General features: G+C 54.4%; 11 protein-coding genes, 3 tRNA genes and 1 riboswitch. Of the genes, 8 read left to right on the forward strand and 6 right to left on the reverse strand.

The window, feature by feature from the left end; genetic code table 11:
* Nucleotides 1–19 precede the first annotated feature (19 nt).
* Nucleotides 20–628, reverse strand: coding sequence for a hypothetical protein (locus B7994_RS13015; protein WP_144063900.1), 609 nt, complete (start codon nucleotides 626–628; stop codon nucleotides 20–22).
* A gap of 112 nt (nucleotides 629–740) precedes the next feature.
* On the opposite strand from B7994_RS13015, the gene B7994_RS13020 reads away from it, so the two are divergent.
* Nucleotides 741–2,213 (forward strand): DEAD/DEAH box helicase, encoded by a 1,473-nt coding sequence (locus B7994_RS13020; RefSeq protein ID WP_088638899.1) that lies wholly within the window; start codon nucleotides 741–743, stop codon nucleotides 2,211–2,213.
* On the opposite strand, the gene B7994_RS13025 is transcribed toward B7994_RS13020, so the two are convergent.
* Nucleotides 2,214–3,230: a Fic family protein gene (locus B7994_RS13025; protein WP_088638900.1), complete on the reverse strand. Its 1,017-nt coding sequence runs from the start codon at nucleotides 3,228–3,230 to the stop codon at nucleotides 2,214–2,216.
* A 70-nt stretch (nucleotides 3,231–3,300) separates the two neighbouring features.
* A riboswitch (cobalamin riboswitch) is annotated at nucleotides 3,301–3,497 on the forward strand.
* 5 nt (nucleotides 3,498–3,502) lie between these two features.
* Here B7994_RS13025 and B7994_RS13030 point away from each other — a divergent pair.
* From B7994_RS13030 to B7994_RS13040, 3 genes are all read left to right on the forward strand, one after another.
* Entirely contained in the window at nucleotides 3,503–5,557 is a 2,055-nt protein-coding gene (locus B7994_RS13030; protein ID WP_088638901.1) for a TonB-dependent receptor, read from the forward strand.
* Nucleotides 5,558–5,599: 42 nt separating this feature from the next.
* On the forward strand, nucleotides 5,600–7,090 hold the full coding sequence (locus B7994_RS13035) for a hypothetical protein (RefSeq protein ID WP_144063901.1): 1,491 nt from the start codon (nucleotides 5,600–5,602) through the stop codon (nucleotides 7,088–7,090).
* Between the two features lie 157 nt (nucleotides 7,091–7,247).
* Nucleotides 7,248–8,102 (forward strand): 50S ribosomal protein L11 methyltransferase, encoded by an 855-nt coding sequence (locus tag B7994_RS13040; RefSeq protein WP_088638903.1) that lies wholly within the window; start codon nucleotides 7,248–7,250, stop codon nucleotides 8,100–8,102.
* Nucleotides 8,103–8,111: 9 nt separating this feature from the next.
* Here the strand turns inward: B7994_RS13040 and B7994_RS13045 are convergent, their stop codons facing one another.
* The 4 genes from B7994_RS13045 to B7994_RS13060 are packed head-to-tail and all read right to left on the reverse strand — an operon-like array spanning nucleotide 8,112 to nucleotide 11,089.
* A complete protein-coding gene (locus B7994_RS13045) occupies nucleotides 8,112–9,395 on the reverse strand; it encodes a replication-associated recombination protein A (RefSeq protein WP_088638904.1) in 1,284 nt (427 codons plus the stop codon).
* A gap of 3 nt (nucleotides 9,396–9,398) precedes the next feature.
* Nucleotides 9,399–10,211, reverse strand: coding sequence for a hypothetical protein (locus B7994_RS13050; RefSeq protein WP_088638905.1), 813 nt, complete (start codon nucleotides 10,209–10,211; stop codon nucleotides 9,399–9,401).
* A gap of 4 nt (nucleotides 10,212–10,215) precedes the next feature.
* A complete protein-coding gene (locus B7994_RS13055) occupies nucleotides 10,216–10,632 on the reverse strand; it encodes a thioesterase family protein (protein ID WP_088638906.1) in 417 nt (138 codons plus the stop codon).
* A gap of 37 nt (nucleotides 10,633–10,669) precedes the next feature.
* On the reverse strand, nucleotides 10,670–11,089 hold the full coding sequence (locus tag B7994_RS13060; protein WP_088638907.1) for a thioesterase family protein: 420 nt from the start codon (nucleotides 11,087–11,089) through the stop codon (nucleotides 10,670–10,672).
* 307 nt (nucleotides 11,090–11,396) lie between these two features.
* Between B7994_RS13060 and B7994_RS13065 the strand changes: the two genes are divergently transcribed.
* The 4 genes from B7994_RS13065 to B7994_RS13080 all read left to right on the forward strand — a co-directional run bounded on the left by B7994_RS13065 (nucleotide 11,397) and on the right by B7994_RS13080 (nucleotide 16,952).
* A complete protein-coding gene (locus B7994_RS13065; RefSeq protein ID WP_088638908.1) occupies nucleotides 11,397–16,433 on the forward strand; it encodes an InlB B-repeat-containing protein in 5,037 nt (1,678 codons plus the stop codon).
* A gap of 236 nt (nucleotides 16,434–16,669) precedes the next feature.
* Nucleotides 16,670–16,742 (forward strand) — tRNA-Thr (locus B7994_RS13070).
* Between the two features lie 9 nt (nucleotides 16,743–16,751).
* Nucleotides 16,752–16,834, forward strand: a tRNA-Tyr gene (locus tag B7994_RS13075).
* A 46-nt stretch (nucleotides 16,835–16,880) separates the two neighbouring features.
* Nucleotides 16,881–16,952, forward strand: a tRNA-Thr gene (locus tag B7994_RS13080).
* Nucleotides 16,953–17,030 lie beyond the last annotated feature (78 nt).

Here is a 17,030-nt window from a genome sequence, read left to right on the forward strand (position 1 = left end):
ACATCGAAGAACTCGTTGTTTAGAACAGCGAGTTCTTTATTTTTTTCATCTGGTCGTCAATCTTGTCCCACTCGACATTCCACAATTTGCGGTAGTAATTGCAGTTCGAGATGATAGGCTTGATTTGCTTTTGCTGCCCGGCCAGCATGGCGAACATCGTGCAGCGCATGGCGCAGTCCCTGTAGAGGAACATTAGGCGGAATATCTTCTGGATGCTGTTCCCTAGGTTCGCATCGAGCAGGAATCCGTGCTGTTGCCACAGGTACTCGATTTTTTCGACGAGAGCCCCGAATGCGTTGATTTCCTTTTGCATGTTCGGCTGGGTCATCTGAGCCGAAATGACGACGGAGTTCTTGTCGGCATCTAGCACGCGGTCGGCGATTTTCGACAGGATGAATAGCAGGTCCCTGGCGTTCTGGCGCTTGTCCCTGAATTCTTCGAGCTTTTGTTGCTGCTCGGCCCTCTGCTTTTCCAGTTCTACGGCGAGCTGGAATCTCTTTTCTTCGTTCGCCATGAATGTATTCTCGTTGCGCTTTCCTAGGAAATATGCTACGAGTGCAGAGGCAAGCCCGCCGCCAAAGGCGCCGAGTAGTGCGGTTGCGAATAGGATTAATGGCGAGTTTCCCATAGGCCTGATGAAATTTAGAACAAATTATACTATAAGTTTGATATGAAAGTACCAATAATTGTTTATTTTATTGTTGCAGGCTGTTGCCATTTTTCTAAATTTGCCACCTGTTATGCTTTTTTCTGAACTTCCCCTCGCAAATCCCTTGCAGCGTGCGGTCCGCGCTGTCGGCTACGAACAGCCCACCCCGATTCAGGAACGCTCTATCCCGAGCCTTCTAGAAGGGAAGGACCTTCTGGGGATTGCCCAGACGGGAACGGGGAAGACGGCGGCGTTCGCGCTCCCGATTTTGCAGAGGCTTCTCGATTCGGGGAAGTTCCGTGCGCCCAAGACCTGCCGCGCATTGATTTTGCTACCTACACGTGAACTGGCTATCCAGGTAGAGGAATGCTTTAAGCAGTACGCACAGTTTACGGCGATTTCGACAGCGTGTATTTTTGGCGGGGTGAACGATGCCTCGCAGAAGAGGAACCTCGTGCGCGGCGTGGACGTGCTGGTGGCGACTCCGGGAAGGCTTCTCGATTTGATTGGCCAGAAGGCGGTGTCCCTGAAGGCGCTCGAGTTCTTTGTGCTCGACGAGGCCGACCGCATGCTCGACATGGGGTTCATCCACGATATCCGCAAGGTGGTGGCTCTCCTGCCGCAGAACCGGCAGAACCTCTTCTTCAGCGCGACGATGCCCGACGACATCACGAAACTTGCCGCGACCATTTTGCGCCCGAACCCGGTGCGCGTGGAAGTCGCTCCGCAGAGCACGCCTATCGAACGCATCCACCAGGAACTGTACCGCATTGACAAACGCCGCAAGGGAGCGCTCCTGAAGGAACTTCTGCTGGCGCACCCCGAGATGAAAAAGGTACTTGTATTCAGCCGCACCAAGCACGGTGCAGACAAGATAACGCGCGTCCTGGAAAAGGCCGGGGTCAAGTGTGCCGCCATTCATGGCAACAAGAGCCAGAACCGCCGGCAGGAAGCCCTCGGGAACTTCAAGTGCGAACAAATTCGCGTGCTGGTCGCGACGGACATTGCCGCCCGCGGGATAGACGTGGACGATGTATCGCACGTGTTTAACTACGACCTGCCCGATGTACCCGAGACGTTCGTGCACCGCATTGGCCGTACCGCTCGCGCTGGCAAGGAAGGTGTCGCGATTTCGTTCTGCTCGCCCGACGAGGAAGTCGACTTGCGCGCCATCGAGAAGCTTACGCGTATCCACATCCCGGAAGGCGACAAGGCTATATACGATAAGCTGCCGCCCCCGCAGAAGGAGACTGCGGAAAGCGAGATGCGCAATGCCCGCGGTCGCATGAACCGCGGTGAAGCGCAGGCCCGCGCAGAAAAGTCCCGCTCGAAACCTGCCCGCGAGAAGAAGCCCGCGCAGTTTAATAAGGAAAATCGGCAGAGGGATGCGCACGGTTTAATGCCGGAAAGAAATGAGCGCAGGCCCGAGAATGTGCAGAATCAGGTCCGCGAACAGCCCGGTAGCGCCCGGCCTGAAAACGCTGCGCCCCGCCATAAGCATCGCCGCAATAGGCCCGGTAGCCGTGCCCGCAGGCGCATGCGCGAAAATGGCGGCGCCGTTTAATTATTCCACCACACTGTAGGTGCGGCTGCGCCCGCCCTTCTTGCTGGCACGCACGAGTCCCTTGTCGATAAGGCTCTGGATTTCACGCAGTGCGGTGTCATGACTCGTGCCGAAGATTGCTGCCACGTCCTTTGCGGTAAAGTCCTTCGGGAGTTCTCCCATGAGGGACGCGTTCAGGAGGACCTGTTCCCTTTCGGTTGTCTGCACTCCCGAATGCTGCGCGAGGAAGCGGAAACGCCTTGTCTGGAATTCGATGGCCGATTCACTGGTCTGTACGGCCGCCTCGATTTGCTTCAGGAACCAGAGGATCCATTCGGTGAGGTCGCCGTTGCCGCACTGGGCCTTGTTTAGGGTGCGGAAGTATTCGTCGCGGTTCTTTAGTATCTGCTGATTTAGGGAGTAGTGTATGCGTGCGGAATTCTGGGCGCGGCTTAGCTGCAGTGCGGTGATGGCGCGGGCGAGCCTACCGTTGGCCGTGTCGAACGGGCGCAATGTCAGGAACCAGAAGTGTGCTACGGCCGCCTTGATGGTGCCGTCCATGGGGGTGTTCTCGAACCAGCGCAAGAAGTATTCCATTTCGCTGTTCAGTCGTTCTGGCCCTGGGCCCGAAAAATGCAGTGTGCCGTTGTCGGCGGAAACTTCGCTCTTGTTGTCGCGCCAGGTCGCCTTCCTGTTGCCTGCCAGGGCGCTGTGCCAGTTGAGGAGACGCTCCTGTGAAAGGGGGGCCGTGAAGTTTTCGATGGCGCCGATGTAGTTCTGGATATGGGCGCTGCTTCCCTGTGCGCGGAGTACGACATCTGTCCGGACGGAATCGGCGTCGAGGGTTATTCCGTCGATGGCGAAGTTCGCGACGATATCCTCGGTAACGAGGCCTGTCTCGAGATCCCTTGCGCCAATGAACGAGAGCATGCCTGCGAGCCTCCCTTCGCAGAAGCGGGCCTTGCCGAGCGCATCGAGTACGCGGGCATGGTCGAATCTGAATCGGGTCCAGTCAGGGAATTGGTAAATGTACAGCATGCAGATAATATAGTCTATTTTACGCAAAATATGCGTCAAATCTTTTTTTATATTTGGCAAAAAAGTTTCCTGTGCCCTGAAAAGCTCTTGCAGGCGGCCTAGTCGGGCGGTTTGCAAGGAGAGAACCCCGTGAAAGCCGGGGGCGGTCGCGCCGCTGTAAGGGAGGACGAAACCGGCATAAACCAATGTGCGAGAAATCGCATGTGAAGGAGCCGGGAGTAGGGTGAGCCCCGAGTCAGAAGAACTGCGGGAAACGGTTTGAACGAGGAACGATGCGAACGACATCTTTCTGCAGAGCCGCTTTATTTGCGGCCTTTTCGTGCTGTGCTTGGGAAAGTTCCCATGCGCAAGTTCCCTCGTCATCCAAGGATATCGCTGTCGATGAGTCTGCGCCTGTGCAGGATTTGGGTGTTTCCCAAGTTGAATCGTACGCTATCGCCGAGACAGAAAATCCGGGAACGGACTACATGGAAATTACGCCTTCCGCATGGGAGGGCCTTGGCCTTTCGGCTTCCGAAGTCATCTCGTCGCTTTCGGGTATTCAGGGCTACAAGCAGGGCGGCATGGGCAGTTTCCAGACGGTGTCCGTCCGCGGTATTGCCGCACGTAACGTGCTGATTTGCATCGACGGCATTCCCCTGAACGATGCTGGTGGCGGTGCTGCCGACTTGGGGGCGATCGACCTCAACACTATCGAGAGGATTGAGGTTTACAAGGACAGGGTCCCGGCGAAGTTCGGCGGTGCGGGCCTTGGCGGTGCCATAAACTTCGTGACCAAGGATGCATTGCATAGCGGTAAGACCCCGAAGGGGCGCGTCATTGCGAGTTACGGTTCGCACAACACGTTCGAAGGTTCCGTGCAGGTTTCCGCAAGCGTAAAGGACAGCGTGCAGTTCTCGGCGACGGCATCTATGCGCCACAGCGACAACGACTACGAGTTCGATAACAGGAACGGTACGCTCTATAACGATGAGGACGATTTTAGGGACAGGCGCAGGAATGCGGAGTTCACGGAATATTCCGGCAGTTTCCAGTACCGCATGCTCCACGGGAACGGGGCTTTCTCTATCTTGTCTGCAAGCGCATTGCATACGCAGGCGGGGAATCCCGGTATGGAAGACCTGCAGACCTATGTGGCGGAATTCGTGGGCGATATGGCGCAGGTGGCGTACCGTCTGGAATTCCCGACGGTTGCCGACATCTTGCTCCTGGCGGCGGGCATTACCGGCAAGTTCGAGAAGAACATGTCCTCGTCATATTACCCGCTTGATAAAATTGGATTCCTCTCGAAGGACTTCAGGGAGTATGGGCTTGCGGGCTACAGGGCTATTCCCGAGATGTCGGCGAACCTCCTGTTGGACAAATTCGAGGCATACCTGCGCCTTGCGGGTAGCGCGGAACTCTGGGAATCGCGCGGAATGCTCAAGAGTTTTGAACTGGAGCGCCTTACGGGTTCCATTGCGGGCAACGCGGAATACAACTTTACGGACTGGTTCTCGCTTTTTGCCGAAGGCAACATCCTGAAGACATACGATGATATCGGTGGCGGTCAGGTGCTGATGACTACGGGTGCCGCGGTGGTGAACGAGGCGACGGATCGCGACCTGAGCCTTGCGGGAATGGTGCAGGCGAAACTCGGGAAAAAGAACTCTTGGATTGGCGGCAACGTTTCGTTCGGTCGCTTTTACAGGCAGCCGCAACTGATGGAACTCTACGGCGTGTATCCGGGTTCCCTTTCGAGCCCCTCGCTCAAGGATGAATCGGCCTTGCGCTTTGCTGCGGGTCTTTCGTTTGCTACCCCGAAGAACCGCTCGGTATTGCGCGCCACCTATTTCGAGAACCATGTCGAGAACGGAATATACTGGATTATGAGTGCCAACCTGATGAAGGCTTTCAATATCGACAAGTCGATTATTCGCGGGGTGGAACTCGAACTGGAAAGCCGTCCGGTAAAATTCTTCCAGGCGGTGCTGCGCGGGACAATCCAGGACCCGCGTGATGACGGTATGAACAATGCCTACAATGGAAAATTGCTGCCGGGCGAACCTGTGCACAGCTATTTTGCCGAGGGAACATTCTTTTTGCCGTTAGACCTGAGGCTCATTTTCCAGACCACGTACAGGACGCGGATTTTCAGTGACCGCATGAATTTCACGAGGCAGCCTCCGGTTGCCCGTTACAATGCTTCGATTGCATGGCAGCCTTGGGAAAAGACGCAGGTTATGTTCGCGGTGGACAATATTTCGGATGAGACCTACCGCAATATCTACACGCCTTACCCGGCGCCCGGTCGAGAATACAGGTTTACACTCATACAGGGGTTCTAGCCCCCGCGCACAACATGCGTAAAGCCAGAAAAGGAAGCAACCATGAATAAAAAAATACTCACACTACTCGCTTCGATGTCGCTAGCGTTCTTCATGAGCGCTTGCGGTGACGACAACAGCTCGGGCGCCAGCATAGATTGCCTCGACAACGAGGAATGCCTGGACGATGATCTCAGCAGCTCTGACGACGGCGAAAGCTCCAGCTCCGTGAAGGCTAAGTCCAGCAGCTCGCAGAAGGCTAAGTCGAGCAGCTCGGAAAAGGCGAAGTCCAGTTCCAGCAAAAAAGACGACAAGTCCAGTAGCTCGGAAAAGAAGGACTCCAGCAGTTCTGCCAAGTCGAGTTCTTCCGAAAAGGCCAAGTCTAGCAGTTCCGCAAAATCCAGCTCCAGCGAAGCCAAGTCCAGTTCTTCTGAAAAGGCCAAGTCCAGTTCCAGCGAGGCGGTGAGCAGTTCTTCCGAAGAACCGGAATCCAGCAGCTCTGTTGAACCGAAGGTGACCTACCTGGCTAATACGCCGTTTGCCGCCGACCTCGAAGTCTCCGGCGATACGTTGTTCGCCGTATTCCAGCGCTACGAAGTTGCCGATGATGGATATAGCGCTATCTTCAACGATCCGGGCCTTCTCGCTATGTACAAGTTGAGCGATGGTACCCTTCTTGATACGATTCCGCTTCTGACCAAGAACCCGCAGGCTGTGAAGGTCGTGAAGGGCAATGTGTACGTGGGTACTCAGGGCGAATACAATGCCGCCTGGGGTATTGACGCCGATGAAAACCGCGGTATCGAAAAGATTGACCTGAAGAAAAAGAAGTCTGAACTTTGGGTGAGCGGTACGCTGCTTGGCGGTGGCGTGTACATGATGGATGTCGATCCGGTTTCTGGCAAGGCTGTTGTTGCCGTTTACAAGGCTTACCAGAATGTTCCTGCTGCCGAAGTCGATTTGAATGATAAGTCGGTAAGGAGGATTGATGGTGTTGTCGATGCCAGCGGTGGCGTTTACTATGATCGCAAGGGTGAACTCTTCTATATCGGCGACCGTGGTTCCATAGATTTCGATACGTATGAGATGACACCCATGGTGGCGTATTCTTATAATGGCTTGAAACTCCATGCCCTTTATGACGATGAAATGGGTTATCAGCCCGCCGGTATGGCCGTTATCAATCACGAAGTGTTCGTCTACATTAGCGACTTTGCTAACGCCGGTAAACTTTACTGGATTGATGGCGAAGATATTAGCGACGAAAACATCCAGTTCTCTACCGACACGAAGATCGTGGAGGTCAATGGTGGCCTGTACGTGCTTGACCGTAAGGGCAAGGGCAGCATCTCGAAGGTGAATACCAGCGCAAAGACGGTTGCCTGGCAGAAGGCCATCGACTCCGAAAACCCCTACGATATCGTGGCGATTGACGGTAGCACTGCTTGGGTTGCCATGTACAACACGGCTGAAATCCGCAAGATTTCTCTCACGGACGGCGCCACCGTTTCGAGCATCGATACGAAGGAACTCAGCGCCAAGATTGTCGAATAAGTGGCTGAATAATTAGTTAGAAATTACATCTCGAAAAAGGCGCATCGGTTTTCCCGGTGCGCCTTTTTGCAAAATCATTTTGATAATTGCACCTTTTCTTTCATAATGTCATCCCCGCGAAGGCGGGGATCTTTTTGCATATTTGTAAATTTACTGTATGCAAAAAATCGACACATGGTACAAGGCGGAGGGCTATTGCCCTATCGAAGATTTTGAACTCGCAAGCTACCTGCTTTTCGAGGCAGGGGTGGCGACGCTCGAGGAACTCGACCCGAAGGCGGAAGGCCGTACGGACTTCTGCTTCTATACCGGCGACAAGGCCGAGCGCGACCGCATTGTGGCAGAGTTCCCGCAGTACCATTTTACGCTGAGCGATGAGCCCGCGAAGGATTGGGACAAGTGGTGGCGTGACCGCGCCCAGCCTGTGTCTGTTTCCCCGCACTTGTGGGTGCGCCCGCCTTGGGTAGAATTTACGCCCGACGACCCGCAGGCTGTGGTGCTCGAACTCGAGGCGAAGACCGCCTTCGGGACCGGCGAGCACGATACCACGAGCAGCTGCGCGACGCTCATGGAGTCGATCGATTTCAAGGGCAAGACTGTACTCGATATCGGGACGGGAACCGGCATCCTCGCGATGTATGCCCGCCGCCTGGGCGCCCGCATGGCGGTAGGTACCGAAATCGACCCGCTCACGATTCCCTGCATCGCAGAAAACTTCGAGCGTAACGGTTTTGGCGAGAGCGACTGTGTGCTCGGATTCCTGGATGCATTCAAGGACGGCACGAAGTTCGATGTCATCCTGTGCAACATGATCCGGAGTGAACTCTGGCCCCTGCGCGACGACATCGAGGACCTGCTTGCGCCCGGCGGCGAGCTGATTATCAGCGGCCAGCTCCTGACAGAAAAGGATTACATCCTCAAGTGGTTCGAAGAAGCCGGCTTCAAGGTAAAGGCCGAGCGCGTAAGCACAGAGTGGTGGAGCGTGCTCGCGCAATCCACCATAAACGCCTAGCCTGCGCAGTTATCCCTTTTTCTCTTTCTTGATCTGCTTGAGCTGCGCGAGGCGTTCGGCGAGCAGTTTTTCTTTGCCGTAGTTTGTCGGGTGGTAAATTTCCGTGCCTTCAAGTTGCTTTGGCAAATGTTCCTGCGCGGAGTATGCGCCCGGGCTGTCGTGGTCGTACTCGTAACCGTTCCCGTAACCGAGCTGTTTGCCTACGCGGGTCACGGAATTCCGGAACGCGCGTGGCACGGGCAATGTCCCCGTCTGTTGTATAATGCGGTCTGCCGCCATGCCGGCAAGTTCAAGACTGTTGCTCTTGGGCGCAAGCGAGAGGTATATCGCCAGCTCGTCGAGCGCGATGAGGCCCTCGGGTATGCCCATGAAGTCGTATGCTTCCCGCGCGCTTGTTGCAAGCAGTAACGCGTTCGGGTCGGCAAGGCCGACATCTTCCATCGCCATGCGCATGAGCCTGCGCAGTATGAACCGCGGGTCTTCGCCACCCTGTAGCATGCGGTGCAGCCAGTACACGGCGGCATCGGGGTCGCTCCCGCGCACCGACTTGTGGAGTGCCGAAATCAGGTTGTAGTGTTCCTCGCCGCTCTTGTCGTAGCGCAGGGGCTTCTTGTACTGGAATTCCTCCAGCAGCTTCTCGTCAATCTTCTTGCGGTCGCCGAGGCTCTTGCCAATCCATTCGAGCTGGTTCAGCAAAAAGCGTGCGTCGCCTTCAGATTGCGCGATGAGCTTGTCCACGACGGCGTCCTCGATTTCTACGTCCTTGAGCTGCAGGCCACGCGGGTGGTCGCGGAGCGCGCTGAAAATGAGCGTGCGCAGGTCGTCGCTGCTGAGGGGCGCAAACAGTATGAGCTGGCAGCGGCTCAGCAATGCCCCGTTCACTTCGAAACCCGGGTTTTCGGTGGTGGCGCCGATAAGCGTCACCGTGCCGTCTTCCACGGCGCCGAGCAATGCGTCTTGCTGGCCCTTGTTAAAGCGGTGGATTTCGTCGATGAAGAGGATGGTGTCCAAAAAAGCCTTCTTCATCTGGCGCGCGTCGGCGAGGACTTCCTTGACTTCCTTCACGCCGCTTGCGACTGCGGAGAGCGCGACGAAGCGCTTCTTGGTCTTCTGGCGGATTACGTGGGCGAGGCTCGTCTTGCCGCAGCCGGGAGGCCCCCAGAAAATCATGCTCGGGACGGTATCGTTTTCCAGGCTCCGGCGCAAAAGGCTCTGCTCGCCCAGAATCTTGTTCTGGCCTAAAAATTCATCCAGGTTCTGCGGACGCAATCTTTCGGCGAGCGGCTGTTCCATAGTTTATTCCACGGGTTCCACTTCGATAGAGTAGCCGATTTCGCGTCTCGTTTCTTCGACTTTCCTGTAGTGGATGATTATCTTGATTTCATCGCCATCAGAAATTTTCGCGATTCCGTGATAGTCGTCGCCAACGTGGCTGGATACCTTGACGCTCTGGCAAGAAAGGTTGTCTTCTGCAAGGGCTTCGCTGATGATTTCCTTCGCTTCGCTTTCCATCCAGTGGTAGCGCCCGGCAACGGGGCCCGGAATGGCGATGGCCGCTATAATGAGGGCGATAATTCCGCAAGAAATCATGAGCTTCTTGGGTGCCGGCAAGTATGAACCCACATGCACCTTGTGTATACAGGTCAGCATGTAAAAAGCGGCGCCGAGCCCCAGCAAAAGCGGGATGTAGACGTTCCATGACTGTACCATCCGAAGGTCCACGAACAGGTAGCCCGAAATAAAGAAGGAGCACGCGCCAAGTACAATGAGGCATGCGAGGAAAATCAGGATTGTCTTTGCCGGTTTCTTCTGGAATTCTTCGCAGAACTGGCGGGCCTGGAGAAAATCCTTGGTCTTGGCTTCGGAGATAATCCCTTCGCCCTTGCAGATATTGCACTTGAGACCGTTTTCAATTTGCTTTGTGCCGTTGCAGCGGATGCAGTCGAGCATCTTGATGCTACCGGAACCGCAGCATATCGGGCACTGCTTCTTGTCCTTTATCCCGGTGCCCTTGCATTTATTGCAGAACTCGGAACTCCTTACGGGGAAGTCTACGGTCTTGTCCAGTGACTTGATGTGTATCTGGACGGTTTCTTCCTGATTTTCCATGGGCTTATTTCTCCTCGCTAACGAATTCAAACTTGGCAAAACTTGCGGGCAGTTCGCGCGTGGGGCGCCCGTTCTTGAGCATGCAGTGGAGCGTGTGGCCCGTGGTGCAAAGCTTGCCGTTCACGCTCGCCTTGTATTCAAAGCGGATGCGCAGTTTGTCTACGCGAATCATGGTGGTCTCGATATCCACGAATTCACCGTAGTGCGTGGGCGCCTTGAACTGCACGTTCAGTTCAAGCACCGGGCTCGAGAACCCTTCGGCCTCCATGTCGGCGTAGCTTGCGCCCGCCTCGCGGAAGTATTCGGTACGTGCCTGTTCGAACCACACGGCATAAACGGAGTGGTGTACGATTCCCATCTGGTCGGTTTCCGCGTAGCGCACTTCGACGCGGGCGGTATGCTTGAATGTGCAAGTTTCCATAAACTAAATATACAAACAAATTTTTGCGAAGTCCGGCCTATTTATCCGGGAAAAGCTTGCCCTCTACCTTCCTGAAGCATTCGGGCTTTTCCATGGTCGGGACCCCGCCTTTGGTGAAGGCGTGCAGGGTGGATGCCGTGGCACAGAGCGTCTCGCCAACGAACAGCCTGTACTGGAATTTCCATTTCAGCGTGTTTACCTTGTAAATGGTTGTTTCGATGTCTACGGTATCACCGAACTTGCAGGGTTGCCTGTAACGGACTACCAATTCGAGCACCGGACTTTCGAACCCTTCTTTTTCGATGGCAGTGTAGGGTGCACCGATGGACTTGAAAAAATCGATGCGCGCCTGTTCGAACCAGATGGGGTAGGATCCATGGTGCACGACCCCCATGGCGTCGGTTTCGGCGTAGCGGACCTCGATATGGCTCGTGTAACTCAAACCTTTTACTAGCATGGCGCAAAATATACAAATAGGTGCGGTGCGTCCAGGGCCGCTTGATTGGAAAGGTTACGGCAGGTTGGTAGAGGTGCTACATGCCAAAGTGACGGTCCTGTAAACTTCATTTATCGTAACGATATGTTTACGGGGTGGCCGCGAAAAAACTCCAGATGTTAATCGTCGGATGTTGCGTATTTCCCTTTTTTCGCATAAAATCGCATTGTAACAGTTGACAACGCGAATGTATGCGAATGTCTACACAAAACAGAAATAAATAAGCAGTTTGTTACATAGGATAATTATCTAATCAGGAGTGACAAATATGCTTAAGAGCCGTACCCTCTTTTGCCTAGCGCTTGCGTCTGCGACTTTTGCCGCGGCGTCTATCACCTCAACAATGCCCGCACAAGGTGCCGACGGCTGCTACGAAATTTCCAGTGCAGACGAACTCTACGGTTTTGCCGCCATCGTGAACGGCGATATCAACTTCCCGTACGATGCTACTGCCTGCGGCAAGCTCACGAAGGACATCGTAGTCAACCAGAAAGTGCTCAATTCCGACGGAACGCTCAACGCGGCGGATACGGCGAATTTTGCAAAATGGACGCCGATAGGGCCCTTCTACGGTACGTTTGACGGCCAGAACCATACGGTCTCGGGCCTCTATTTCTCCAGCGAGACGGGGACCGATGCGGGCTTTTTCAAGAGCCTCCATACAGCTGAAAACCAGTACGTGAATACGGTTGTCAAGAATGTCGGCGTCGTGGGCTCCTATTTCCGTGCGGGCTATTCTGCGGGTGGAATCGCGGGGGCCGCCTATTCGCGGACATCTTCCGTAGTAATCGAAAACTGCTTCAACGCTTCTAGGGTCGAGGCGGTAAGGAACAACGCCGGCGGCATCGTGGGTACGACATCCAATTACGCTACTGTTCGGGTCGGGTTGTACAATGTGTATAATACGGGAACCGTTGTCGGCCCGAACAATATTGGCGGGGTGATTGGCTACCAGGCTGCAAACGGAATAGCCGTAATCAACGCCTACAATGCGGGCGAGATTATCGGTACCGGCAATTCGAACTCTATCAAGTCCGTGTTTGGCGGCTTCACGAAGGATAACGCGAACATCATCGAGAACGTGTTCTACCTTGAACCGGGCCGTAACGAACACGCGGGCAGGTCCGTCACCGAAGAGGAACTGAAGAGCGGCATCATTACGCAGGTAATGCGCCATTACGACCTGGATGGGATTAATGGCACCAAGTGGGGGCAGAAGGTAGGGACCGACCCCCTCCCGAATTTCAGCGGTTCCTTGACGGGTGCTAGCTTCAAGACGATAAAGATGAATGTCTACCATGGCAGCACCAAGCTGAAGACGAAGGATATGGTCGTCGGTTACAGTTACAGGATTCCGAACGTAGCTGTTGACGGGTACGACTTCTTCGGCTGGTATGCAAACAGCGGCTTGACAGGGGATACTGTGGTCCACACGCCTGCCACGCTTACAGAAGATGTCGATTACTGGGGCCGGTACGAAAAGAAGTACAATGTGTCGTTCGTTACGAATAGCGGTACAATCGATTCGGGCCTTGTGGAACAATATACGCATAGCGTAGGTGTGGTGCTCCCGAAGAAGGTTTCCCGCAGGGGCTATGTCTTTGTCGGGTGGTATGCCAACGAAGACCTCAGCGGTGACAGGGTAGTTGCAATTGGTAAAGAAGATTCCGGCGACAAGACCTTCTATGCGAAGTGGTACAAACTGCAGACTCCGCCCATAAACAAGGACACCTGCTATGTCATCAGTAATGCTGCCGAACTTTACGGCTTTGCCGCCATCGTGAACGGTGCCGACGGCTTTGTAAAGGAAGAATATGCCTGTGCGGTGCTTGAAAAGGATATCGTGGTGAACCAGGGCGTGCTGGATAAAAACGGCATGCTCAACACTGACAGGGCTGGCCGCTTTGTCCCGTGGGTCCCGATAGATAGTTTCTATGGCGAATTCGACGGAATGGGCCACACCATTTCGGGCCTCTACTATGACGATTCTACCAGCCGCAACAATTTCGGCCTCTTCGGGAGCGTCGCCGGTTACCCGTTGAAGTATGCCGTGCTGAAGAATTTCGGCCTGGTGGATTCCTATTTCAAGGCCAAGGCAAACTACATGGGGGCTATCGTCGGCCAGACCGCCAATGCCCAGCTCGGGAACAGCAATGCCCAGCCGGCTTCCTATGTCAAGATTTCCGGAGTGTACAACGAATCGACGGTTGAGACATATTCTAGCGCTCAGGGCATCGCGGGCATTGTGGGCAGCGTCGGTTACAAGGGCATCCTAGATATGGAGAATGTCTACAACCTTGGTCTTGCGCTTGGGTCGAATTTCTATACAGCGGGCATCATCGCTCACTTCATGTCTTTCCCCACTGTCACGGTCAAGAACTGTTACAGCGTATGGAAGGACAAGTCGAAGATGGCTCGTGATAGCAGGGCCCTTTTTGGCACCTCGCTTTCTTCGGTCATTTACCAGTTTGACAACTGCTACTACCTGAATACGCAGGGGAACAAGGAACCTGCAGGCCTCTCTGCGACTGTAGATCAGTTCAAGAACGGCCCTGTCGCTGCCATGCTGCGCGATGGCGAAAACGGCTCCATATGGGGCCAAACCGTGGGTACGGACGCCTACCCGAACTTCTCGGGCGAACTCAAGAATTCCCTTGCCCAGAGGTACACTGTCACGTTCCATACCTTCGAAGGCGATACGGCAAGCTATTTTGATAACTATATAGCGGGCTTCAAGAAGATTCTCCCCTCGGTCGTGAAGGAAAATGCGACCTTCATGGGTTGGTACGACAATGCCCAGTACGATGGTAAAGTAGTAACGCAGATTGACTCGACCGCTACGGGCGACAAGGAATTCTGGGCAAAGCTCCAGAGGACGTTTACGGTGACGCTCAACACGAATGGCGGAACGATTGATTCCGGAAACGTAACGCTCTATACGGAAGGCGTGGGTGTGACCTTGCCGACCAAGCTCTCGCTCGATACGAACGTCTTTGCCGGCTGGTACGAAAACGAGGACCTTTCGGGTACTCCCGTGGCCGAAATTACTCCGGCAGATTCCGGCGACAAGACGTATTATGCGGCTTGGCTCAAGCTCAAGATGCCGAAAATCGATTCGACGGATATGTGCTACGAGATTTCGGATGTCGCGGAACTCTACGGCTATGCCGCTTATGTAAGCGGGACGCATAGGGTGTACTATAACATCTCTAATCCTGGTGTTTGTGGAAAGCTCACCAACGATATCGTAGTGAACGAAAATGTGCTGAAGGATGATGGTTCGCTCGACAGTGCGAACGTGGCATCGTTCCTGCCTTGGGAGATGATACCGAATTTCGGAGGAACCTTCGACGGCCAGGGCCACAAGATATCGGGACTCTATGCCGATGTGAAAAAAGGTGGCATGGCCTTGTTCAATAAAATCACGCTCGGGAAATACGACTGGGAACAGAATGTTTACCTCCCCGCCATCATCAAGAACCTTACCATCGAAGACGCCTTCTTTGCTTCCGACAAGGGGGATGTCGCTGGATTTGTCCTAGAGGTCAAGGGAAAGACCGGTGCGTCGGAAGCCTCGGAACTCGTGATGGAAAATTGCCATTTCAAGGGAACTCTCCACTCCCGTTCACAGTCGGCCGGCGGCTTGGTTGCGTACTCTGACGGCACGCTCTCTATAACCGATTCCCATAGTGAAGGCTTTGTTTATGCCAAGTCCGGTGCCGCTGGCATTGCTCCTTGGGTTAGTGGAACGGCAAGTATCGTGAATTGCTACAACACGGCGAAGATTGCTGGCGGCTACTCCGCAACGGGCGGGCTGGTTGGCTATACCTCGGGAGTGGTGTCCATCATGAACAGCTTTAACCGCGGCGATGTATCGACCGATAACCCCAATGGTGGCAGTATCGGTATATGTGGCGGCCTTGTCGGGTCGACTTTCGGTACGTTCACGCTGTTGCAGAGTTACAACGAAGGTTCTATCGGTGGTCCCACTTCTTATGCCGGCGGCCTTGTTGGTGACGTATCGGGCAATGACGACGGCGAAGTCTTGCTTGCGAACAACTACAATACAGGCAAGGTTTATAGCGAAGCACCCAGCAGTTTCAGCTATGTTTCTGGGCTTGTGGTGCGTATTGATTCGCACATCAACTTCAAGCTCTTGAATAACTATACTATTGGCGAACTGTCCAAGGTAAGTACAAAGGGCGCTATGGACTATGTGCTTGCGGATAGCGGCTATAGCAAGAAAATTGTTTCTGAAAACAACTACTACCTCGAAACGGTCGAGGGCCTTGCCGAAAGCAAGTTCGGGCATGCCGCTCTCAGTGAAGCGTTCAAGGACGGTACGGTCGCAGATGCGCTCCACGACTACGTGCAGAAGGATGGTGAAGGTGCTGCTGTCGAAAATGGCATTACCGGCACCGTTTGGACGCAGGGCGACGAATACCCGATTCTCGTGACGAAGGATGTGTTTGCTCTCGTGCTCAACGCCAATGGCGGCGTGCTCGAGAACGCTCCCACGATGTACGAGTACGGCGTGGGTCTCGTGCTGCCCGAACCTACGCGCACGGGCTACGAATTCAAGGGCTGGTTCAAGACTTCCACCTTCCAGGGCGATGCCTTTACCGAAATCACCAAGAAGGATGCGGGCGACAAGATATTCTATGCCAAGTGGGAAGCGAAGGAATACAAGCTCACGGTCAAGGTGAACAACAAGAACTGGGGCGTAGTGACGGGCCTGAACGAAACCGGCATGTACGCGTACGGTACGGAAGTCACGCTCAGGGCGGTCCCGGATAACGGTTACAAGCTGAGCAACTGGCAAGACGACGTGCGCCTCTATGGCGAAACGCTCCGCGTCAAGATGACCCAGGATACGACGGTTGTCGCGAACTTTGCGCCGATCAATCCGGAAAGCCCCAGTTCCAGCAGTTCGCTGAGCAGCTCCTCTGCGAAGTCTTCGTCCAGCGAGAAGTCGAGTTCGAGCTCTGCCAAGTCTAGCAGTTCCGCGAAGTCTTCTTCCAGCAGCGCGAAGTCCAGCTCCAGCAGTGGCAAGTCTTCTTCGAGCAAGGGCAAGGATGCATTGCCAGAAATAGCGTCTGCGCCGATGTTCCACGTGGAGGCCGTTTCCCGCATGGTTGAGGTCTCCGGTGCCCGCGAGGGGGCTGCCTATGCCCTCCTCGACATGCAGGGCCGCATAATTGCCTTCGGGCGCGTGCCGGGGGCATCGTTTGCCCTGCCGGTAGCGAATGCCGGGGTGTACCTCGTCCGGGTGGGCAACCGCACTCTGCGCATCGATGTGAAGTAGCCCTTTTTCCGGAAATTTTTAACGCAGGCCGCCCGTCCCCTCGGGCGGCTTTTTCATTGCCAGAAACCTTATCAACAATCTATTCACATTCTTAGCCCATTTTGTGTACGTGTTTTTTGTCTTATAAGGTAAAAAAACGAAATTTTTTTATCTAAATGCTTGATTTTCATTGACAAAACGGCATAAATCTTATTAAATTTGGCACACTCTTATATCTATGCGGATTTAGGAGGCATGCCAAAGTAGCTCAGCTGGTAGAGCAGCTGATTTGTAATCAGCCGGTCGTAGGTTCGATTCCTATCTTTGGCTTGACAAAATGGGTCGTTGCCCGAGTGGTTAAAGGGGACGGACTGTAAATCCGTTGGCTTACGCCTACCGTGGTTCGAAACCACGACGGCCCACGCAACAAACCGGCCCTATGGTACGTAACAGTACCATAGGGCTTATGCCCAGGTAGCTCAGTGGTAGAGCACTTCCTTGGTAAGGAAGAGGTCTCGGGTCCGACTCCCGATCTGGGCTCTCACTAATTTGGAGATAGAATCATGGCAAAAGAACATTTTGACAGAAGCAAGCCGCACTGCAACATCGGCACCATCG

The sequence above is a fragment of the Fibrobacter sp. UWR2 genome (genome assembly GCF_002210285.1).
GTDB lineage: Bacteria > Fibrobacterota > Fibrobacteria > Fibrobacterales > Fibrobacteraceae > Fibrobacter.

What these genes read in the sequence shown, in the direction of transcription:
- B7994_RS13015 (WP_144063900.1), bottom strand. Translation starts at nt 628, where the DNA reads ATGGGAAACTCGCCATTAATCCTATTCGCAACCGCACTACTCGGCGCC.
- B7994_RS13020 (WP_088638899.1), top strand. Translation starts at nt 741, where the DNA reads ATGCTTTTTTCTGAACTTCCCCTCGCAAATCCCTTGCAGCGTGCGGTC.
- B7994_RS13025 (WP_088638900.1), bottom strand. Translation starts at nt 3,230, where the DNA reads ATGCTGTACATTTACCAATTCCCTGACTGGACCCGATTCAGATTCGAC.
- B7994_RS13030 (WP_088638901.1), top strand. Translation starts at nt 3,503, where the DNA reads ATGCGAACGACATCTTTCTGCAGAGCCGCTTTATTTGCGGCCTTTTCG.
- B7994_RS13035 (WP_144063901.1), top strand. Translation starts at nt 5,600, where the DNA reads ATGAATAAAAAAATACTCACACTACTCGCTTCGATGTCGCTAGCGTTC.
- B7994_RS13040 (WP_088638903.1), top strand. Translation starts at nt 7,248, where the DNA reads ATGCAAAAAATCGACACATGGTACAAGGCGGAGGGCTATTGCCCTATC.
- B7994_RS13045 (WP_088638904.1), bottom strand. Translation starts at nt 9,395, where the DNA reads ATGGAACAGCCGCTCGCCGAAAGATTGCGTCCGCAGAACCTGGATGAA.
- B7994_RS13050 (WP_088638905.1), bottom strand. Translation starts at nt 10,211, where the DNA reads ATGGAAAATCAGGAAGAAACCGTCCAGATACACATCAAGTCACTGGAC.
- B7994_RS13055 (WP_088638906.1), bottom strand. Translation starts at nt 10,632, where the DNA reads ATGGAAACTTGCACATTCAAGCATACCGCCCGCGTCGAAGTGCGCTAC.
- B7994_RS13060 (WP_088638907.1), bottom strand. Translation starts at nt 11,089, where the DNA reads ATGCTAGTAAAAGGTTTGAGTTACACGAGCCATATCGAGGTCCGCTAC.
- B7994_RS13065 (WP_088638908.1), top strand. Translation starts at nt 11,397, where the DNA reads ATGCTTAAGAGCCGTACCCTCTTTTGCCTAGCGCTTGCGTCTGCGACT.